We start from the raw sequence: 16,831 nt of genomic DNA on the forward strand, positions 1-16,831 counted from the left end.
CGGACCCGATCAACCATTCAGTTTGCGCATCAATTGGTTCGCGGCGTAGCGGCCGCTGACCAGCGCGCCGGTCACCGTGGACGGATTGTCAACGCCCACAGCCTCGCCCGCCAGATAGAGCCGGTCGCCGATCGGGTCCTGCAGCCGGCGCCGGTCGTCCAGGCCGGAGCCGGGCGAGTGAAACGAGTAGGCGCCCAGGGCATAGGGGTCGACCGTCCACTTCGACGTCCGCACGTCCGTCAGCGCGATGTCGTCGCCGAAGAGCCGGCGGGCGACCGGCAGCGCGCCGGCCAGCAGATCCTTGGGCGCGCACGACTCCACGAATCGCCCCCGCCCGCCGCCGTTGAAGGCCACGGCGATGGGACCGGCGGCGCCCGGCAAGGTGAACCACTGCGACCACAACCCGCCTTCGGGCCCGAAGTACTGGTAGAAAGCGTTGTCTACCTTCCACGTTCGTTGCCCGAAGCGGAAGAAGCTCTTGGACAACGCCCCGAAGCCCAGGGCCTTCACCGCCTGGGCGTGACCATCGGGCAGCGGCGGATCAAAGGTGATCGCACCGGATTTCAGCACGCCGAGGGGAACGGTGACGATCGCGGCCGGACCCCGAAACGACCTGTCCCCCGCGCGCACGATGACGGCGTTGTCGCGTTGCACGATCGCGGTGACCGGCGTGTTCAGCTCGATGGTGAGTCCGTCGGCGAGCAACTTCGGCAGGGCGTCATAGCCGTTCGTGATGACGTCCTGGTCGCCGCCGGCGAAGTCACCCTTGTCAAAGGTGCTGGCCGACAGCTGGTTCGCGTCGGCGGCGTATTCGTCCTCGATCTCGGTGGTGAGGTAAAACGCCAGCTGAGCGCGATCAGCCGCGGAAAGCCTTGCGCTGTCGGCGGCGGCTTGCACCGCCGCGCCCAGACTGCCCGCACCGCCCTGGCTTCCCGCACCGCCCTGGCGCGCCCGTTCGACGAACGATCGCCAGGTGGCGCTCTGGTAATCCAGCGGCGCCACGGCGGGGTCGACCGCGAGTTTGGCCCACCCGTAATAGTCGGTGCCGGCCAGCTGCGCCCGCGCCCGCCGGGCCAGCTCGGTCAGCGGGTTGTCCGTCGTGCCGTGGATCCACGACGCGCCCAGCTCCAGGGGTGTGCCCCAGTCACGGTCGGTGCACACCCTGCCGCCGATGCGGCCGCGGGCTTCGATGACCCGTACCGGCCGGCCGGTGTCGGCAAGGGTACGGGCGGCGGACAAACCCGCCATGCCCGCGCCGACGACGAGGACCGACGCGGTGTCCGGCGGTGGTGGTTGATCGGAGGCGCGCCCGGTCGCGCGGGTCGGCCGGTTCGACGCGCAGGCGGACGCCAGCCCACCGCCGGCCACGCCGGTCGCGGCCGCGAAGAATGCCCGTCGCGACAACCCAGACACGGGTCTAAGCGTCTCATAAGAAACGTTTGCCGGATTTCCCAAAAGCGCACCCGAGTTAGGGATAGGATCGTCGCATCCTTAGCTGCGGCAACGGGGCCGCGTTCGAGGGGGGAGCGGCGATGAGTGCTCGACGATCGACCCGCCCGGTTGACCCGTTCCCCGACCAGCTGCCGCCGAGTGAGACCGTCACGGTCCGGGCGGCCGACGGCACCCGGCTGCACGCGGAGGTGTTTGGGCCGCCCGACGGTTATCCGATTGTCTTGACGCACGGCATCACCTGCGCGATCAGGGCGTGGGCGTACCAGATCGCCGACCTGTCCCACGACCACCGAGTGATCGCCTTCGATCATCGCGGCCACGGACGAAGTGGCGCGCCGCGAGGCAAGGGCTACAGCCTGAAACACCTTGCCTCCGACCTGGATTCGGTGCTGGACGCGACCCTGGCACCGCACGAGCGCGCCGTGGTGGCCGGCCACTCGATGGGCGGCATCACCATCGCCGCGTGGTCGGAGCGCTACCGGCACAAGGTGCCGCGGCGCGCGGACGCCGTCGCGCTGATCAACACCACCACCGGCGATCTGATCCGCGAGGTGCGGCTGCTGCCGGTGCCGTACGGGTTGTCGCCGGCCCGCGTCCTGGCCGGGCGCGCCCTGATCAACGCGTTCGGTGGGTTCCCGATCCCGACCGCCGCCCGCATCCCGAGCCGCTATGCGGTGGCGATGTTGGCCACCGGGCGAGACGCCGATCCGAGCATCGCCAGGCTCATCTACGAGCTCTTCGAGAAGACATCACCGGCGGGCCGGGCCGGATGCGCCAGAGCGCTGGTCGCGTCATTGGGGGCTCGGCATCTCGATCTGGACGGCCTGACCGTGCCGACGTTGGTGATCGGGAGCGAACGCGACCGGCTGACACCCATCAGCCAGTCCCGCAGGATCGCGCGCAGCGCACCCAATCTGGTGGGGCTGGTCGAACTGCCCGGCGGGCACTGCTCGATGCTGGAACACCCGCGCGAGGTGAACCGCCAGTTGCGTGCCCTCGCCGAAATGGCCCTCAACAACGCGGCCACCCGCCGGATCAGCTCATAGCAGGGCGGTGATTTCGGCGGCCGCGCGCTGCCCGGAGCGGATCGCGCCGTCGAGGAACCCGGTCCACTCGTCGGCGGTCTCCGTGCCTGCCCAATGGATTGGCCCGACCGGTTCGCGCAGCCACGGCCCGAACCGAGTCCACGACCCCGGCGGCACCGCGGCGGTGGGGCCGCCGGGCGCAAATTCCTCCACCCCCCAACGATGATCGACATAGTCCAGCGGCTTGAGCGCGTCGTCACCGAAAAGCGTTGCAAAGCAACGCAACGCGTCACGGCGGCGTTGATCGCTGGGCAGCGAGTCGAACGCGCGGGCGTCGACGAAACCCATCAGGATGCCGGGGCCGTCCGGGTGCGGACTGACGTCGAAGGTGATGAAAACGGGCCCCTTGTCGGACAGGGCCTGGCCGGAGAAGCCGTTGGTCCGCCAGAAGGGCGTGGAATAGGCCGCGTACGCCTTGCTGAGCCGGCCCTGCGGCCAATGCCGGGCGAGTTGCTCGTACTCGGCGGGCAGCGGGGGAGTGAACTCGATCGAGGCGCGATGGGCCGGCGGGATGGCGACGATGACGAACCCGGCCTCGGTCTCGCCGAGGGCGGTCGTGACGGTGACGCCCGCGCCGTGGCGCTCGATTCGCCGCACCGGGGCGTTGAGCAGCACCCGGTCACCCAGTTCGGCGGCCGCGGCCTCGGCGATCTGTTGCGTGCCACCGGGAAAGCGGTCCTGTTGGGCGCCGTCCTCGACGTCGAGCAGCCGGTCCAGGCCGCCGGCCGCGTGCGCGTAGCGGGCGGCGTGCAGCATCGACACGTCGTCGGGTTCGCATCCCCAGGTCACCCGCGCCACGATCGCCAGCAGGTCCTGCGAGGACGCGGTCGCGCGCACCGAGCGCAGCCAGCCGCCGAGCGAGAGGCCGTCGAGTTCCTGCGCACGGCGGGCATCCCACGGCGCTGCCAGCGGGATGCTGCGGGCGATCCTGTCGAACTGCCACCGCAGCCGACCGATGTCCAGCAGGCCGGTCAGCGAAAGCTTGGGGATGGTGCCGTGATACGCGTGCGTCCACCCGCGCCAATGGATCAGGTTCTTGCCGTCGTGATGTGTCGGAGTGGTCGGGACGTCCAGTTCGGCGGCCATCGCCAGGACGGCGTCCTGGGTCGGCCCGACGAATGTGCCGCCCAGATCGGCCGGCAATCCGGCAACACTGCCGGTCAGCGACCGTCCGCCGACCCGGCCACGGCCCTCGAAGACCACCACGTCATGGCCCTGCTGTGTCAGCTCACGCGCCGCGGCGAGTCCGGCGAAGCCCGCACCGACCACGACAACGTCGACGATCCGCGGCGGCTTTGGCACGCGGTCTAGTGAACCGCATTTCCACGGTTTTCACGGCGAATTCTGCAAGCTAACTGCCGAATCGCTGGGCGTTTCGCATCACGGCGACGGCAATATATGCCGCGTCGCGCTGTTAATTGCGCTGCCACCCCGCGATTTCGGACAAGTCCGGCTACCAGTCCGGCTGCCAGTCCGGGTACGGCGCGACGTGTGAATGCCTAGGGCGCAACCGTTAACCAATCCTCGAACCCGGACGGGTCGTGCCGGCCCAGCGCGCCGTGTTCGTACAGGCCCCAGCCTTCGACCGGCTCGCCGTCGCCGTCGCGGCAGACCGCGCGGCCGACATGGTCGATCACACCGAAGCCCGCGCGGCCGACGATCGCCGGGTCGGTCATGTCGTACGTCAGGCGCTCGGCGAACTTTTCGCCCTTCCAGGTGCCGTGTATCCAGTCGGAGTCGCCGCCGTAACCGCCACCGACGTGAATGGGGACGGGCAATTTGGACTCGACGTCGAAATGAACCGGAGTCCCGTCGGGGGTGGTGGCGTCGATCGTCGCGCCGGTCGGGATGCGGGTGCCGGAGCGGTAGTGGATCTTGACTCGCGGCCAGCCCAGTTGCTCGACGCGGCCGTCGCGCCAGATCCGGGTGCAGTCGTTGAGCGAGCGGAACCCGTTGGGCTCTTCCTGGATGATCAGCACGATCGCGAAGTCGTCGAACGCCATGGGTACGTACAGCCACCACATGCCCTCGAACGGCGGGTCGGCGGGCCGCCCGGCGGGCTCGGCCTCGCCGATCGGACGAATGCCCCAGGACCGGTCGCGGCTGCCCAGCCATGTGTTGGGGTCGACGGTGATTTCCTCACCGTCGACGACGAGGCGTCCGCTCCAGCTGCCCAGCTGCGCAAAACGCTGCGCGTCCAGCGTCACCCGGTTGCCCGAACGCAGGACGTGCGGCTGTTCCTGGACGACGTCGAACAGCCCCGTCCAGGTGAGATCGGCTGCGATGCCTTCGGTTTCGTCCAGCACGATCCGCAGCTTGTGCAGCGGCTCGATCACCTCGACGCGGTAACCGTTGACGTGCTGGTTGAGCCGGTCGGAGTCGATGGCGTCCGAGACATGCACGGCGGTTTGGGTATCCCCGCGCCTGATCAGCAGGAACGCATCCTTGACCCCGAGGTTGGGGTAGTAGCCGATGCCGCTGATCACGAAGATGTTCCCGGTGCGGTCGTGGGCGTTGAAATAGGAGCGGTCGTAGAAGTTGCGGTCCGAGGGGCCGGGCCACGCGATCGGCTGGGGAATCTGATGTACCGGGTACTCGTCGAGCGGTCCGAGCATTACTGGTCCTCTCCGATAAGGCTCTCGCCGATTAAACGTCGCATCAATCCGGCGTGGTAGAACAGCGATTCGACGTCGTCGGGCTTTTCGGTTTCGCCGAAGTGCACCCGCCGCGCGCCGGTGCGCATGAACACACACGCCCACATCACGCCCGAGTAGACGTAAAACCAGTGCAAGTCGCCGATTTCGATCCCGGTCAGTCGCGCGTAGGTGGCGCGCACGTCCTCCTCGCGCATCACCCCGGGCAGTCCCGGCAGCGTTGCCAGGCCCGCGAGTTCTTGAAAGACCATGTGCGCGAATATCATCCATGCCACATCGAGCTCGCGCGGCCCCAGCGTCACCATTTCCCAGTCCAGCACCGCGACGGGGCGGAAGTCGTTGTACAACACGTTGCCGACCCGGGCGTCGCCCCACAGCAGCACCGGCTCGGCGGCGGCCGCCTCGGCCGGCCAGTTGGCTTCCAGCCACTCGAAGGTCCGCTCCAGCAGGGAGGATCGCCCGATGTCGGGTACCGCGAAGTCATACCAGGATCGCACCCAGTTGAAGTGCTTGCGCAGCGCCGTGTCACCGGATTGCCCCTCGGTGAGGAAGCCAAATGTGCTCTGCGCGTCCGGAATCGAGTGCAGTGTGGCCAGTACGCCGACGGTGGCGTCCTGCAGTTCGCGCTGCCGCTCGGCGGGCGCGTCGGCGAACCAGTTGCCGCCGAACGTATATGGCATGACGTCGGGTGGCACCTCACCCTCGACGTAGTCCATCACGAAGAAGGGTGTGCCCAGGACGTCGCCGGTGTTCTCCAGCCAGCGCACCCGGGGCACGGGCACGTCGGTCAGTTCGCCCACTTTCCGGATGACGTCGAATTGGTGGTCGAGCCGGTAGGTCGGGAAGACCTGCACGTCCTCGGCGGTGGGCGCCACCCGCGCCACCAGCTTCTGCTCGATTGGCCGCCCGTCCTGTTGCCAGCGGGTGGTCAGGATGATGGTCTCCGACGACATGCCGGTCGAGTCCACGCCGCTTTCCACGGTCACCTCGGGCGTTGCGGCGTCTGGCAGTACGGTGGAAAGCCAGCGTGACATCACCGTCGGCAGCGTCGTGACGTCGCGGCTGGATCGTTGGAGCCGTTGGACGTTGTCGACCGCCGGTTCTGTTGCCATAAGGTGCCTCCTTCGTTGAGGCAATTACGATACTGTAGGTAGCGTTATGAAAGCAGACCCGTCCGGCCTTGACAAGGCCTCCGGCGCCGGCCGCCCGCGCGATCCGCGTATCGATTCGGCGATCCTATCGGCGACCGCGGAACTGCTTGTCCAAACGGGCTATTCCAACATCAGCCTGGCCGCCGTCGCGGAGCGCGCCGGCACCACGAAATCCGCGCTGTACCGGCGGTGGTCGAGCAAGGCCGAACTGGTGCACGAGGCGGCCTTCCCGACTACCCCGACCGCGCTGGAGTCGCCCGCCGGGGATATCGCCGCCGACATGCGGATGATGATCGAGGCCACCCGTGATGTGTTCACCACCCCGGTGGTGCGCGCCGCGCTGCCCGGGCTGGTTGCCGACATGACGGCCGACCCAGCGCTCAACGCGCGGGTGATGTCGCGATTCGTGGACTTGTTCACCGCGGTGCGGCTGCGGCTGCGTGAGGCGGTCGACCGGGGCGAGGCCCATCCCGATGTGGATCCGGATCGCTTGATCGAACTGATTGGGGGAGCGACGATGCTGCGGATGCTGCTGCGCCCGGAAGATGACCTCGACGATGCGTGGGTGGAACAAACCACGGCCATCGTCGTGCACGGAGTGCGGCGATGACCGGCCGGCTTGCGGGCCGCGCCGCGATCGTCACCGGCGCAAGCCGCGGCCTGGGCCGGGCGATCGCGCTGGCCCTGGCGGCCGAGGGCGCCGCGGTGGCGGTCGCCGGACGCACCGAAGAGGTATGGGATGACCGGTTGCCGGGAACCATCGGCGAGACGGTCGCCGACATCGAGGCGGCGGGCGGGCGTGCGGTGGCGGTGCGGGCGGATCTGACCGACCGCGATCAGGTCGCCCGGTTGGTGGAGTCGGCGCGAGAGGCATTGGGCCCGATAGGGATTCTGGTCAACAACGCGGCCTTCACCGCACCCGGCCGACCACCGGCGCCCGGCGCGCAGCCGCGCGACAAAGCCGCCAAGCCACCGGGTGGCGATGGCAAGCCGGCGGGTGCCGCCGGCAAGCCTGGCTGGCCGGGGTTCGTCAGCACGCCCCTGCACGCGTATCGGCGGCATTTCGAGATCGCGGTGTTCGCGGCTTACGAGCTGATGCAGCTGGTGTGCCCCGACATGATCGAGGCGGGTGGCGGCTCGATCATCAACATCACCTCGGTCGCGTCGCGGCTGCCCGGTGATGGCCCGTACGCCGACCGCAGCGGCGGGGTGTTGCCCGGGTATGGCGGATCCAAGGCCGCACTCGAGCACCTGACCCAGTGCGCGGCATTCGATCTCACCGACCACAACATCGCGGTCAACGCGCTTTCGCCGTCGAAACCCATTCTCACGCCGGGGCTTTCCTACTATGCCCGCAACTTCGACGACACCGCATCGGAGGACGAATTCGCCCGCGCGGCAGTGGAATTGACCCTGGTCGATCCCGCCAAGGTCACCGGTCGCACCATCGGCCACCTCCAGGTCCTCGACGGCAGCTTTCGGGCCTTCGCGCTGGGCTAGCCGCACTGCCCGGCTAGCCACCTGCAGGCGGGTCGGGGTCGCCGCGCAGGAGCTCGTCGGGATGGTGTGCGTGATTGACCTCGGGTGGCCGGTCGCCGTCGGTCCAGCCGAGTCGCCCGTTGTCGTCCACCACGGTGCGCCATTCGCCCCTGCCCACCGCGCCGTGATCGGATCCGCAGGCGAAGAACAGGTTGTCCGCGTCGGTCCGCCCGCCGTCCGCCCATTCGTGGGCATGGTGAACTTCGCAGTGGTAGCCGGGTTCGAGGCAGTTGGGGTGGGTGCAGCCGCGGTCCCGGGCGTAGCAGATGAGTCGTTGATCCGCGGAGGCGATGCGTTTCTGGCGGCCCAGATAGAGCGGCCGGCCGGTGTGCTCGTCGAACACGGCCAGATAGTGAATCGCCTTGGCGGCCATCCGGATCAGATCCGGCATGGGCAGGCGCGAGCCGCCGCCGGTGGACGCCGGTGTGGGCATCGGGATCGACGGGTCGACCGAGGCGCGTGCGGCCCGGTCGAGTTCGGCCAGCGTGGTAGTGGCGATCACGGTGACGGGATGACCGCGGTGTACCCCGAGAACGCCTGAGGTGACGGCGATTTCGAGGCCGAGTTTGAGGGCGTCGTGGCAGCGCTGAGCCGGCGTGCGATCATCACGCGCGGCGGGATCGCCGTCGGGGCAATCGGGTCGATGGCGGCCGGGCCGCACCGCCGCTTCGAGGGCTTCGAAGTAGGCCCGGGCCTCGGGGTCCAGCAGACCGGTCAGCCGCGACATCCCGTCGGGCCCTTGCGCGCTCAGGTGGAGACCGCGGCGGCGCGCTCGATCGACGTCGGTGAAGAGGCCATCGGGATTGAGATAGTCCGCAATCCGCTGGCCCAGTTTGGCGACCACGGCGGCGTCGAGCTTGGTCGCATGCCGTACCAGCGTGCGCTCGGCCTCCGCCGCGTCGGCGGGGGAGACGCAGGAGGGCAGCAGGTCCACCGCCGCACAGACGGCGCGGATGTGGTCCTCACCGACCGTTCCCGCGTCCACCGCCGCCGCCAGCGCCGAGAGCTCGGGTTCCAATGGTGCGCCGCTCAGCGAGCGGCGCGGCCGCAGACGGGCCGCGAGCCGGAAGCGGCGCGCGACTTCCCTGGGCGTGATGCGAAGCCGCGCCCACAACATGCCGCGCACCGCGGGTGCGCACCCCGGTTCGTCCGGCGGGTCGGCGATTTCGCCGAAGACCCGGTACATCAACCCACGGTTGGCCCGGTCCTGCGCTTCCAGGCGCTCGGCGACGTCGACCCGAAAGGCGTTGCCGACCGTATCCGACGAGGTCTGACGCAGGACCCGTTGGGCCGCATCGATCGCGTCGAGCGCGGAGCACATTTGCTCTCGCGCCTGTTCGGCGTTCGTCGGAGGACCCACACGATCCACCGTATAGAACATACGTTCGAAACCAAGGGCAACGACGCAGGATGTGGATGAACCGCCGACTGTGCATAAGCCGGAACGCCGATCCTGGCCCTGGGGCGGCCTGACGTGCAAGTATGAGAAAAGTCAGTGCCGCATCGGCGGCAGGCAACCAATCGAGTGGTGTGCCAATGCCTGGTATAGACAAGCCGACAGGGCGAGTGGTTGCCCTGATCGTCCTGCTGCTCGTGGTCGCGGCCGCCCTGCGCGGCTACCTCCCCGCTCGCCACGACGCCATGCGCAGCGAGTCGGGCAGCCGCGCGGCCCTGGCCGTCGTGGTCGCGGCTCTGGCCGTGACGCTTGCTTTGATCGCGGTGGCCGTGATCGCGCGGCTGCGAGACCCCCGCGCCTCCGCGCCGAGTGCCGCAGGATTGTCCGACATGCTCGGTACCGGCAAGGGGCGACCGAACTGGCGCGTGTTGCTGATCGGACTCGCAGTGATCGTCGCCTGGCTGCTGATCGTGATGCTGCTGGCCCGGTTCTTGGCCCACAGCATCGCGCCCGCCCCGCCCGACAGCGGCGGCGCTTCGCCGTCGACGCACCCGCCCGCTCCGGCGTCGCAGCAGCATCCGCACCGTCCTCGCGGCGGCTCGCAGGACATGCTCGGCATCCTGCTTGCCTGCACGGTCGCCATGGTGGTGATGTTGGTCGTCGGGACGGTCGCCACGGCGCGGCGGCGCTGGCGCCCGGCGGTTCGCGCCGTCACCGACGAGCCGGCGGAATCCCCGGCGCCGCCGCCGCGCTCGGAATCACTGGCGCGGGCCGCCGAACGTGGACTGGCCGAGATGACTGACCTCAGCCGCGAACCGCGAGAGGCGATCATCGCCTGCTATGCCGCAATGGAACGTGAACTCTCTCATGTTCCCGGCGCCGTTCCCCAGGAATTCGACACCCCGACCGAGGTTCTCGCCCGCGCGGTCGAGCACCACGCCCTGCACGCCGACAACGCCGTCCAACTGGTGAATCTGTTCGCCGAGGCGCGGTTCAGTCCCCACGTGATGAACGAGGGCCACCGCGACATGGCGGTGCGCGTCCTTCGAGTGGTCCTCGACGAATTGGGTTCGCGGAGTTCCGTATGAAAAAGACGACGGGCCTGGGCATCTGCCTGATCATCGGCATAGAGCTGCTGGCGCTGAGCCAGCACGATCGACGGTGGGTCTTGGCGGCCTCCGGTATTGGGCTGGCTCTGGTATTGCTCAGTCTTCGTCGTGCCCTGGCGCGCGGGCCCGATGCCGACGCGGAACCGGACGCCGATGAGCTCGGGGATTCGTTGCGCCGCTGGCTCTCCACCACCGAGACGACGATCCGGTGGTCGGAGTCCACCCGGGCCGACTGGGACCGGCACCTGCGCCCGATGCTCGCCCGCCGGTACGAGATGACAACTGGCCAAAGGCAATCCAAGGACCCCACGGCCTTCCACGCGACCGGTCGCATGCTCTTCGGCGTGGACCTGTGGGACTGGGTCAACCCCAACAACGTGATACGCAGCAGCGGCGACCAACCCGGGCCGGGCCGGGCGGCGCTGCAGGAGATTCTGCAAAAGCTCGAGCAGATATGACAGGAGGCGCGATCCGACCATGACGCTGCCGGCCGCGACCACGACCGCCCATTGCGAGGCGATCCTCGACGAAATAGAACGCGTGGTGGTAGGCAAACGCTCCGCGCTTCGGCTTATCCTCACCACCGTCCTCGCGCGCGGTCACATCCTGATCGAAGACCTGCCGGGTCTGGGCAAGACACTGATCGCAAGATCCTTTGCCGCCGCCCTGGGGCTGCAATTCACCCGAGTGCAGTTCACGCCCGATCTGTTGCCCGCGGACCTGCTCGGCTCGACGATCTACGACATGCAGTCCGGCCGCTTCGCGTTCCGGCCCGGCCCCATCTTCACCAACTTGTTGCTGGCCGACGAGATCAATCGCACCCCGCCGAAAACCCAAGCGGCACTGCTGGAGGCCATGGCCGAAGGACAAGTTAGCATCGACGGCGAAACACACCAGCTGCCAAGACCTTTCATCGTGCTGGCGACCGACAACCCGATCGAGTACGAGGGCACCTATCCGCTGCCCGAGGCGCAACTCGACCGGTTCGCGATCAGGCTGGAACTGCGTTATCTCAACGAACGAGACGAGACCTCGATGCTGCGCCGACGCCTCGAACGCGGTTCGGCCGAACCGACGGTCAACCAGGTGGTGGATGCGCACGACCTACTCGCCATGCGTGAATCCGTCGAGCAGGTGACCGTGCACGAAGACGTCTTGCACTACGTTGTGTCCCTGGCCAACGCCACGCGGCACCATCCGCAGGTTGCGGTGGGCGCCAGCCCACGCGCCGAACTCGACCTGGTGCAGCTCGCCCGCGCCCGCGCACTGCTGCTCGGCCGCGACTACGTCATCCCCGAGGACGTGAAGGCGCTCGCTATCGCGGCGGTCTCACACCGCATCACCCTGCGCCCGGAGATGTGGGTGCGGAAGATCCAGGGCGCCGATGTCATCGGAGAGTTGTTGCACCGCTTACCGGTGCCCCGAACCGGCGCCGGTGCCGGGGAGACCGGATGAGCCCGACGTGACGTCCCGTGGTGCGGTCGAGTTCCGCTGGCATGCATCGGAATTGACACGAGCGATCGCCACCTGCGCGGGGTTTGGGCTGGCCGCCGCCGTGATCGGTGCCCAGTGGCAGCTGATCGCCTTCGCGGCGCCGCTGCTCGGCGTGCTGTGCTCGATCAGCTGGCAGCGGCCGATCCCGACGATCCACGTGCACGGCGAGCCCACCGCCCAGCGTTGCTTCGAGAACGAGCAGGCGCACATCAGGGTGTGGGTGACGCAAGAAGACAGGACTTCGGCCGTTGAGGTCACGGTTCCCGACATCGCGGGCATGGAACTCGAGGTCGCCGAATCCGATGCGGGGCAGGCGAAAACGGTGACGGCCACCGCGCAGCGCTGGGGCCGGTATTCCATCGAGGCCCGCATCGACGTCGTCGCCCGCGGTGGGCTGCTCAGCGGAACGGCCACGGCCGGGGCCGCCGAGGTGTTTGTGTTTCCGTTGACGCCGCCGCAGCAGACGCCCATCCCGCAGACCGAGCTGCTCGACCGGTTGGGCGCGCACCTGACCCGCCACATCGGTCCGGGCGTGGAATACGCCGACATTCGCCCCTACGTGCCCGGCGACCAACTCCGCGCGGTGAATTGGCCGGTGAGTGCACGGCGCGGCCAACTGCACGTGACGCAGCGGTTGACCGACCGCGCCGCCGATGTGGTGGTGCTGATCGACGGGTACCGGCAGCCGGCGGGTCCGGCGACCGAGGCCACCGAACGCGTCGTCCGCGGCGCCGCGCAAGTGGTGCAAACGGCGTTGCGCCACGGTGACCGGGCCGGCATCGTCGCTCTCGGGGGCAACCACCCGCGCTGGCTGGGCGCCGACATCGGGCAGCGCCAGTTCTATCGGGTGCTCGACACGGTCCTGGACGCCGGTGACCGCTTCGAACGCACCACGGGCACGCTGGCGCCGCGCGCGGCGGTTCCCGCCGGGGCGATCGTCATCGCGTTCTCCACCCTGCTCGACACCGAATTCGCCTTGGCCCTCATCAATTTGCGCAAACGCGGCCATGTCGTGTTGGCCGTCGACATTCTCGACAGCTCGCCGTTCGAAGACGAACAGGATCCCCTGGTGGACCGGATGTGGGCGCTGCAGCGCTCGGCGATGTATCGCGACATGGCCACCATCGGTGTGGACATCGTGTCGTGGCCGGGCGACCGCGGTTTGGAGCAGTCGATGGGCGTGTTGCCGGATCGGCGCCGCCGGGTGCGGGGGAGGTTGCGTGGCTGACGGCGGTGCGGGGGCGCTGGCGCGGGTCTGGGCACCCGCGTTCGCGACGGGTTTCGGCCTGCTCATGGTCGGGCTGGCCGCCGACGGCTGGGACACCTCCGCGGTTGCCGCCTGGGTGCCGGCGCTGATCGCGGTCGCCGTGGGCATCGTATTCCGCAGCGCCGCAACGGTTGCCGTGCTGCTGGCGGCGGTCACCGTCGTGCTGTCCAACCCGCCGCTGTTGTTGGTCGCGCTGTCCGGTTTGTGCGCGGCCGCCTACCTGGTCTGCCGCCATGCGGTCGGCGCGTCCGCCGCGGTGGTGCTGGACAGCTGGCCGACCGCGGTTGGCGCCGTGGGGTTTACGTTTGCCGGAGTGGTTGCGACGTCGTTTCCCCTGCAGCTGCCGTGGTTGCCGTTGGTCGCCCCGCTCGGGGCATTGCTGATCTACCTGCTGGCCATCCGGCCGTTCATGAGCTGACCGCTGATCCGGGTACAGCAGTCAGTGCAGCAGTCAGTGCAGCAGCTGGGCGGCCTGGTCGGCCAGATCGAGCAGCGGCTGCGGGAAGATGCCCAACGCGACGGTGACCGCGGCGCAGACCGCGATCGCGGCCTTGCTCAAGATTCCCGGCGCCACCACGTGCGGGGTTTCCTCGGTCGCTTCGGTGAAGAACATCGACACGATCACCCGCACGTAGAAGTAGGCGGCGATCCCGCTGGCGACCACGCCGACGATCACCAGGGGCGCGGCGCCGCCCTGGGCGGCGGCCTTGAACACCGCGAGCTTGCTGACGAATCCACTGGTCAGGGGGATGCCGGCGAAGGCCAACAAGAACATCGAAAACATCACGCCCACAATGGGTGAGCGCTGTCCCAGGCCCGCCCAGCGCGAGAGCGTAGCGTCCTCGACTCCGTCGGCGTCGCGGATCAGGCCGACGATTGCGAACGCGCCGACGGTGCTGAAGCTATAGGCCAGCAGATAGAACAGCGTGGCGGACAGGCCCGTGTGGTTGTCCGCGATGACCCCGGTGAGGATGAACCCGACATGGGCGACCGACGAGTACGCCAGCATGCGTTTGACGTCGGTCTGGTTCACCGCGGTGATGGTGCCCACCGCCATCGTCAGGATCGAGATGGTCCACAGCACCGGGCGCCATTGATCGTGCAGCGGCGGCAGCGCCACGTAGATAACCCGAAGCAGCGCACCGAAAGCCGCGACCTTGGTGGCCGCCGCCATGAACCCGGTGATGGGGGTGGGCGCGCCCTGGTATACGTCGGGAATCCACGAGTGGAACGGGACGGCTCCGACCTTGAACAGCAGGCCGACCGACAGCAGCGCGACGCCCACCAGCGCCATCGCGGTGTCGCCGCGCGCGGCAAGCGCATCGCGGATGCCGGTCAGCAGCAGCGTGCCGGTCGCGCCGTAGAGCAGCGCGACGCCGTAGAGGAAGAACGCCGACGAAAACGCGCCCAGCAGAAAGTACTTCATCGCCGCTTCCTGGGACAGCAGCCGGCGATGACGGGCCAGGCCGCACATCAGGTACAACGGCAGGGACAGCACTTCCAGCGCGACGAACATGGTCAGCAGGTCGTTGGAGGCGGGAAAGACCATCATGCCGCCGACCGACAGCAGCGCCAGCGGGAACAGCTCCGTCTGGGCGGCGCCGGCCCGCTCCGCCTCCCGCTCGGCATCGCTGTCGGGCACCGCCGATGCCTGCGGGGTAAAGGAATCCAGGCCGCCCGCGCCGGCCGCGCCGACCCCCACCGAGACCTTGCTGTCGGCCTTGGCTTGTGTGCGTTCGGCGATGAAGATGACCGCCATCACCGCGACCAGCAACACGGTGCCCTGCAGGTACAGCGTCGGCCGGTCGATCGCCATGGCGCCCAGTACGACGGCGCGCCCGGAGGCCGGGATCGACTCCGCCACCTCGATGACCGCGACGAACGCCGCGATCAAACCACCCAGGGCGAGCGTTACCTGTGCGGTGTAGCGAATTCGCCTGGGCAGGAACGCCTCTGCGAGGACACCCAGCACGGCGACGCCGAACACGATGAGTGTCGGGCACAGCAGGAAATACTGGATGCTTGGGGTGGGGAGGGTCATCATCGCCGTCCTTCAGCTATCCGGGGGGTGCCCACGGGCACGCTCGGCGCGGGGTCGTGCTGGCCGATGGTGGTCATGGTGTTCTCGACGGCGGGGTTGATGATGTCGAGCACGGGCTTGGGGTAGATGCCGAGCACGAGCAGCAGCGCGATCAACGGTGCGACGACGATCAATTCGCGTGCCCGCAGATCGCCGATCTTCTCGTTGCCGGTGGCCACCGGCCCGGTCATCATCCGCTGGTAGAGCCACAACATGTAGACGGCCGAGAGCACCAGCGCGGTGACCCCGAATCCGGCGGCCAGCCAGTACCGGTTGAAAGTTCCCAGCAGGACCAGGAATTCGCTGATGAACGGCGCCAGGCCGGGCAGCGACAGGGTGGCCATGGCCGAGACGAGGAACGTGCCGGCCAGGACGGGTGCCACCTTCTGCACGCCGCCGTAGTCGGCGATCGTCCGGCTGCCGTGCCGCGATATCAGGAATCCGGCGATCAGGAAGACCGCGGCCGTGGACAGCCCGTGGTTGAGCATGTAGAGCGTCGACCCGCTCTGCCCCTGGCTGGTCATCACGAAGATGCCGAGGATGATGAATCCGAAGTGCGAGATCGAGGTGTAGGCGATCAGCCGCATGATGTCGGTCTGCCCGATGGCGACGATCGCGCCGTAGATCACCCCGATGACCGCCAGCACGACGATCAGGGGGCGGAAATACGTTGAGGCGCCCGGGAACAGCTGCAGGCAGTAACGCAGCATGCCGAAGGTGCCGACCTTGTCCATCACCGCCATCATCAGCACCGCGGTGGCCGGGGTGGCCTCGACCGCGGCGTCGGGCAGCCAGCGGTGGAACGGCCACAGCGGGGCCTTGATCGCGAACGCGAACATGAAGCCCAGGAAGAGCGCCTTGAACACCGCGGAATCCGCGCCGTAACGGCCGGAGACGACGCCCGCCACGATCTCGCGGAAGTCGAAGGTGCCCGAACCGTGTTGCGAGGTCACCACATACAGCCCGATCACCGCGGCCAGCATGATCAGCCCGCCGAACAGGTTGTACAGCAGGAACTTCACGGCCGCGCGCGACCTGCCGGGCCCGCCGCCGAATCCCCCGATCAGGAAGTACATCGGGATGAGCATGGCCTCGAAGAAGACGTAGAACAGCAACACGTCCAGCGCAACCACCGAGACCAGCACCATCGACTCGATGGCCAGCGTCAGGGCGACGTAGGCGTGCACGCTTCGTGACGACTGCAAGCCCGGCGAATCCGGGTGCAGCAGGTCGTCACCATCGCCTCGGCTGCGTTCGCCCCCGTCGTTCCAGCCGGCCACCTGCAGCACCGGAATCAGTACCGCGGTCAGCAGCACCAGCACCACCGCGATGCCGTCCACGCCCAGGGTGTAGCCGGCGCCGAACGCCGGGATCCACTGATGGCGTTCAACGAATTGGTAAGGCGCGCCGCCGGTCTTGAACCCGACGGTGACGACGACGGCCACCGCCAGGGTCAGCACGCCGAAGACCAGACCGGTCCACTTGGCGAGCTGTCGAAGCCCGGGCGGCATCAGAATGATCAGCCCGGAGCCGGCCAGCGGCACCAGCCACAGCACGCTCAGCCATGGAACGCTATGCACCAGCGCCGCTCCTTTTCATCTCGC

Annotated in this window: 15 protein-coding genes; 8 read left to right on the forward strand and 7 right to left on the reverse strand. The window is 68.4% G+C overall.

The window, feature by feature from the left end:
- Window positions 1-9: 9 nt before the first annotated feature.
- Window positions 10-1,413: a flavin monoamine oxidase family protein gene (locus A5688_RS20915; protein WP_067910483.1), complete on the reverse strand. Its 1,404-nt coding sequence runs from the start codon at window positions 1,411-1,413 to the stop codon at window positions 10-12.
- Between the two features lie 119 nt (window positions 1,414-1,532).
- Between A5688_RS20915 and A5688_RS20920 the strand changes: the two genes are divergently transcribed.
- Window positions 1,533-2,498 carry an alpha/beta fold hydrolase gene (locus A5688_RS20920; RefSeq protein ID WP_067910480.1) on the forward strand — a complete coding sequence of 322 codons (966 nt, stop codon included), beginning with the start codon at window positions 1,533-1,535 and terminating at the stop codon, window positions 2,496-2,498.
- Here the strand turns inward: A5688_RS20920 and A5688_RS20925 are convergent.
- From A5688_RS20925 to A5688_RS20935, 3 genes are all read right to left on the reverse strand, one after another.
- Window positions 2,493-3,839 carry a flavin monoamine oxidase family protein gene (locus A5688_RS20925; protein ID WP_067910477.1) on the reverse strand — a complete coding sequence of 449 codons (1,347 nt, stop codon included), beginning with the start codon at window positions 3,837-3,839 and terminating at the stop codon, window positions 2,493-2,495. The two genes, A5688_RS20920 and A5688_RS20925, sit on opposite strands and share 6 nt — an antisense overlap.
- Window positions 3,840-4,036: 197 nt before the next feature.
- Window positions 4,037-5,152: a hypothetical protein gene (locus A5688_RS20930; RefSeq protein WP_067830887.1), complete on the reverse strand. Its 1,116-nt coding sequence runs from the start codon at window positions 5,150-5,152 to the stop codon at window positions 4,037-4,039.
- Window positions 5,152-6,303 (reverse strand): phosphotransferase family protein, encoded by a 1,152-nt coding sequence (locus tag A5688_RS20935; protein ID WP_067830882.1) that lies wholly within the window; start codon window positions 6,301-6,303, stop codon window positions 5,152-5,154. Before A5688_RS20935 ends, A5688_RS20930 begins: the two co-directional genes overlap by 1 nt.
- A gap of 46 nt (window positions 6,304-6,349) precedes the next feature.
- Between A5688_RS20935 and A5688_RS20940 the strand changes: the two genes are divergently transcribed.
- Entirely contained in the window at window positions 6,350-6,952 is a 603-nt protein-coding gene (locus A5688_RS20940) for a TetR/AcrR family transcriptional regulator (protein WP_067830875.1), read from the forward strand.
- Window positions 6,949-7,842, forward strand: a complete 894-nt coding sequence (locus tag A5688_RS20945; protein ID WP_067830867.1) for an SDR family NAD(P)-dependent oxidoreductase — start codon at window positions 6,949-6,951, stop codon at window positions 7,840-7,842. The genes A5688_RS20940 and A5688_RS20945 overlap by 4 nt, the downstream gene beginning before the upstream one ends.
- A 13-nt stretch (window positions 7,843-7,855) precedes the next feature.
- On the opposite strand, the gene A5688_RS20950 is transcribed toward A5688_RS20945, so the two are convergent.
- A complete protein-coding gene (locus A5688_RS20950) occupies window positions 7,856-9,241 on the reverse strand; it encodes an HNH endonuclease signature motif containing protein (protein ID WP_082951116.1) in 1,386 nt (461 codons plus the stop codon).
- A 176-nt stretch (window positions 9,242-9,417) separates the two neighbouring features.
- Between A5688_RS20950 and A5688_RS20955 the strand changes: the two genes are divergently transcribed.
- The 5 genes from A5688_RS20955 (at window position 9,418) to A5688_RS20975 (ending at window position 13,565) form a co-directional block, all read left to right on the forward strand.
- Window positions 9,418-10,365, forward strand: a complete 948-nt coding sequence (locus tag A5688_RS20955; RefSeq protein WP_067910474.1) for a DUF4129 domain-containing protein — start codon at window positions 9,418-9,420, stop codon at window positions 10,363-10,365.
- Window positions 10,362-10,844, forward strand: coding sequence for a hypothetical protein (locus A5688_RS20960; protein ID WP_067830851.1), 483 nt, complete (start codon window positions 10,362-10,364; stop codon window positions 10,842-10,844). The genes A5688_RS20955 and A5688_RS20960 overlap by 4 nt, the downstream gene beginning before the upstream one ends.
- Window positions 10,845-10,863: 19 nt before the next feature.
- Entirely contained in the window at window positions 10,864-11,841 is a 978-nt protein-coding gene (locus A5688_RS20965) for an AAA family ATPase (protein WP_067830848.1), read from the forward strand.
- Window positions 11,842-11,848: 7 nt separating this feature from the next.
- On the forward strand, window positions 11,849-13,108 hold the full coding sequence (locus tag A5688_RS20970; RefSeq protein WP_067830844.1) for a DUF58 domain-containing protein: 1,260 nt from the start codon (window positions 11,849-11,851) through the stop codon (window positions 13,106-13,108).
- Between the two features lie 64 nt (window positions 13,109-13,172).
- Window positions 13,173-13,565: a hypothetical protein gene (locus A5688_RS20975; RefSeq protein ID WP_242660277.1), complete on the forward strand. Its 393-nt coding sequence runs from the start codon at window positions 13,173-13,175 to the stop codon at window positions 13,563-13,565.
- A 33-nt stretch (window positions 13,566-13,598) separates the two neighbouring features.
- Here the strand turns inward: A5688_RS20975 and nuoN are convergent, their stop codons facing one another.
- Window positions 13,599-15,188 carry an NADH-quinone oxidoreductase subunit NuoN gene (gene nuoN / locus A5688_RS20980; RefSeq protein ID WP_067910468.1) on the reverse strand — a complete coding sequence of 530 codons (1,590 nt, stop codon included), beginning with the start codon at window positions 15,186-15,188 and terminating at the stop codon, window positions 13,599-13,601.
- On the reverse strand, window positions 15,188-16,807 hold the full coding sequence (locus A5688_RS20985; RefSeq protein ID WP_165607492.1) for an NADH-quinone oxidoreductase subunit M: 1,620 nt from the start codon (window positions 16,805-16,807) through the stop codon (window positions 15,188-15,190). The genes nuoN and A5688_RS20985 overlap by 1 nt, the downstream gene beginning before the upstream one ends.
- Window positions 16,808-16,831 lie beyond the last annotated feature (24 nt).

Source organism: Mycobacterium mantenii (genome assembly GCF_001667865.1).
In the GTDB taxonomy this organism is placed as follows: Bacteria; Actinomycetota; Actinomycetes; order Mycobacteriales; family Mycobacteriaceae; genus Mycobacterium; species Mycobacterium mantenii_A.

Bases quoted from the DNA above. Each gene is read 5' to 3' on its own strand.
- A5688_RS20920 (WP_067910480.1), top strand. From the start codon at position 1,533: ATGAGTGCTCGACGATCGACCCGCCCGGTTGACCCGTTCCCCGACCAG.
- A5688_RS20930 (WP_067830887.1), bottom strand. From the start codon at position 5,152: ATGCTCGGACCGCTCGACGAGTACCCGGTACATCAGATTCCCCAGCCG.
- A5688_RS20935 (WP_067830882.1), bottom strand. From the start codon at position 6,303: ATGGCAACAGAACCGGCGGTCGACAACGTCCAACGGCTCCAACGATCC.
- A5688_RS20940 (WP_067830875.1), top strand. From the start codon at position 6,350: ATGAAAGCAGACCCGTCCGGCCTTGACAAGGCCTCCGGCGCCGGCCGC.
- A5688_RS20945 (WP_067830867.1), top strand. From the start codon at position 6,949: ATGACCGGCCGGCTTGCGGGCCGCGCCGCGATCGTCACCGGCGCAAGC.
- A5688_RS20955 (WP_067910474.1), top strand. From the start codon at position 9,418: ATGCCTGGTATAGACAAGCCGACAGGGCGAGTGGTTGCCCTGATCGTC.
- A5688_RS20960 (WP_067830851.1), top strand. From the start codon at position 10,362: ATGAAAAAGACGACGGGCCTGGGCATCTGCCTGATCATCGGCATAGAG.
- A5688_RS20965 (WP_067830848.1), top strand. From the start codon at position 10,864: ATGACGCTGCCGGCCGCGACCACGACCGCCCATTGCGAGGCGATCCTC.
- A5688_RS20975 (WP_242660277.1), top strand. From the start codon at position 13,173: ATGGTCGGGCTGGCCGCCGACGGCTGGGACACCTCCGCGGTTGCCGCC.
- nuoN (WP_067910468.1), bottom strand. From the start codon at position 15,188: ATGACCCTCCCCACCCCAAGCATCCAGTATTTCCTGCTGTGCCCGACA.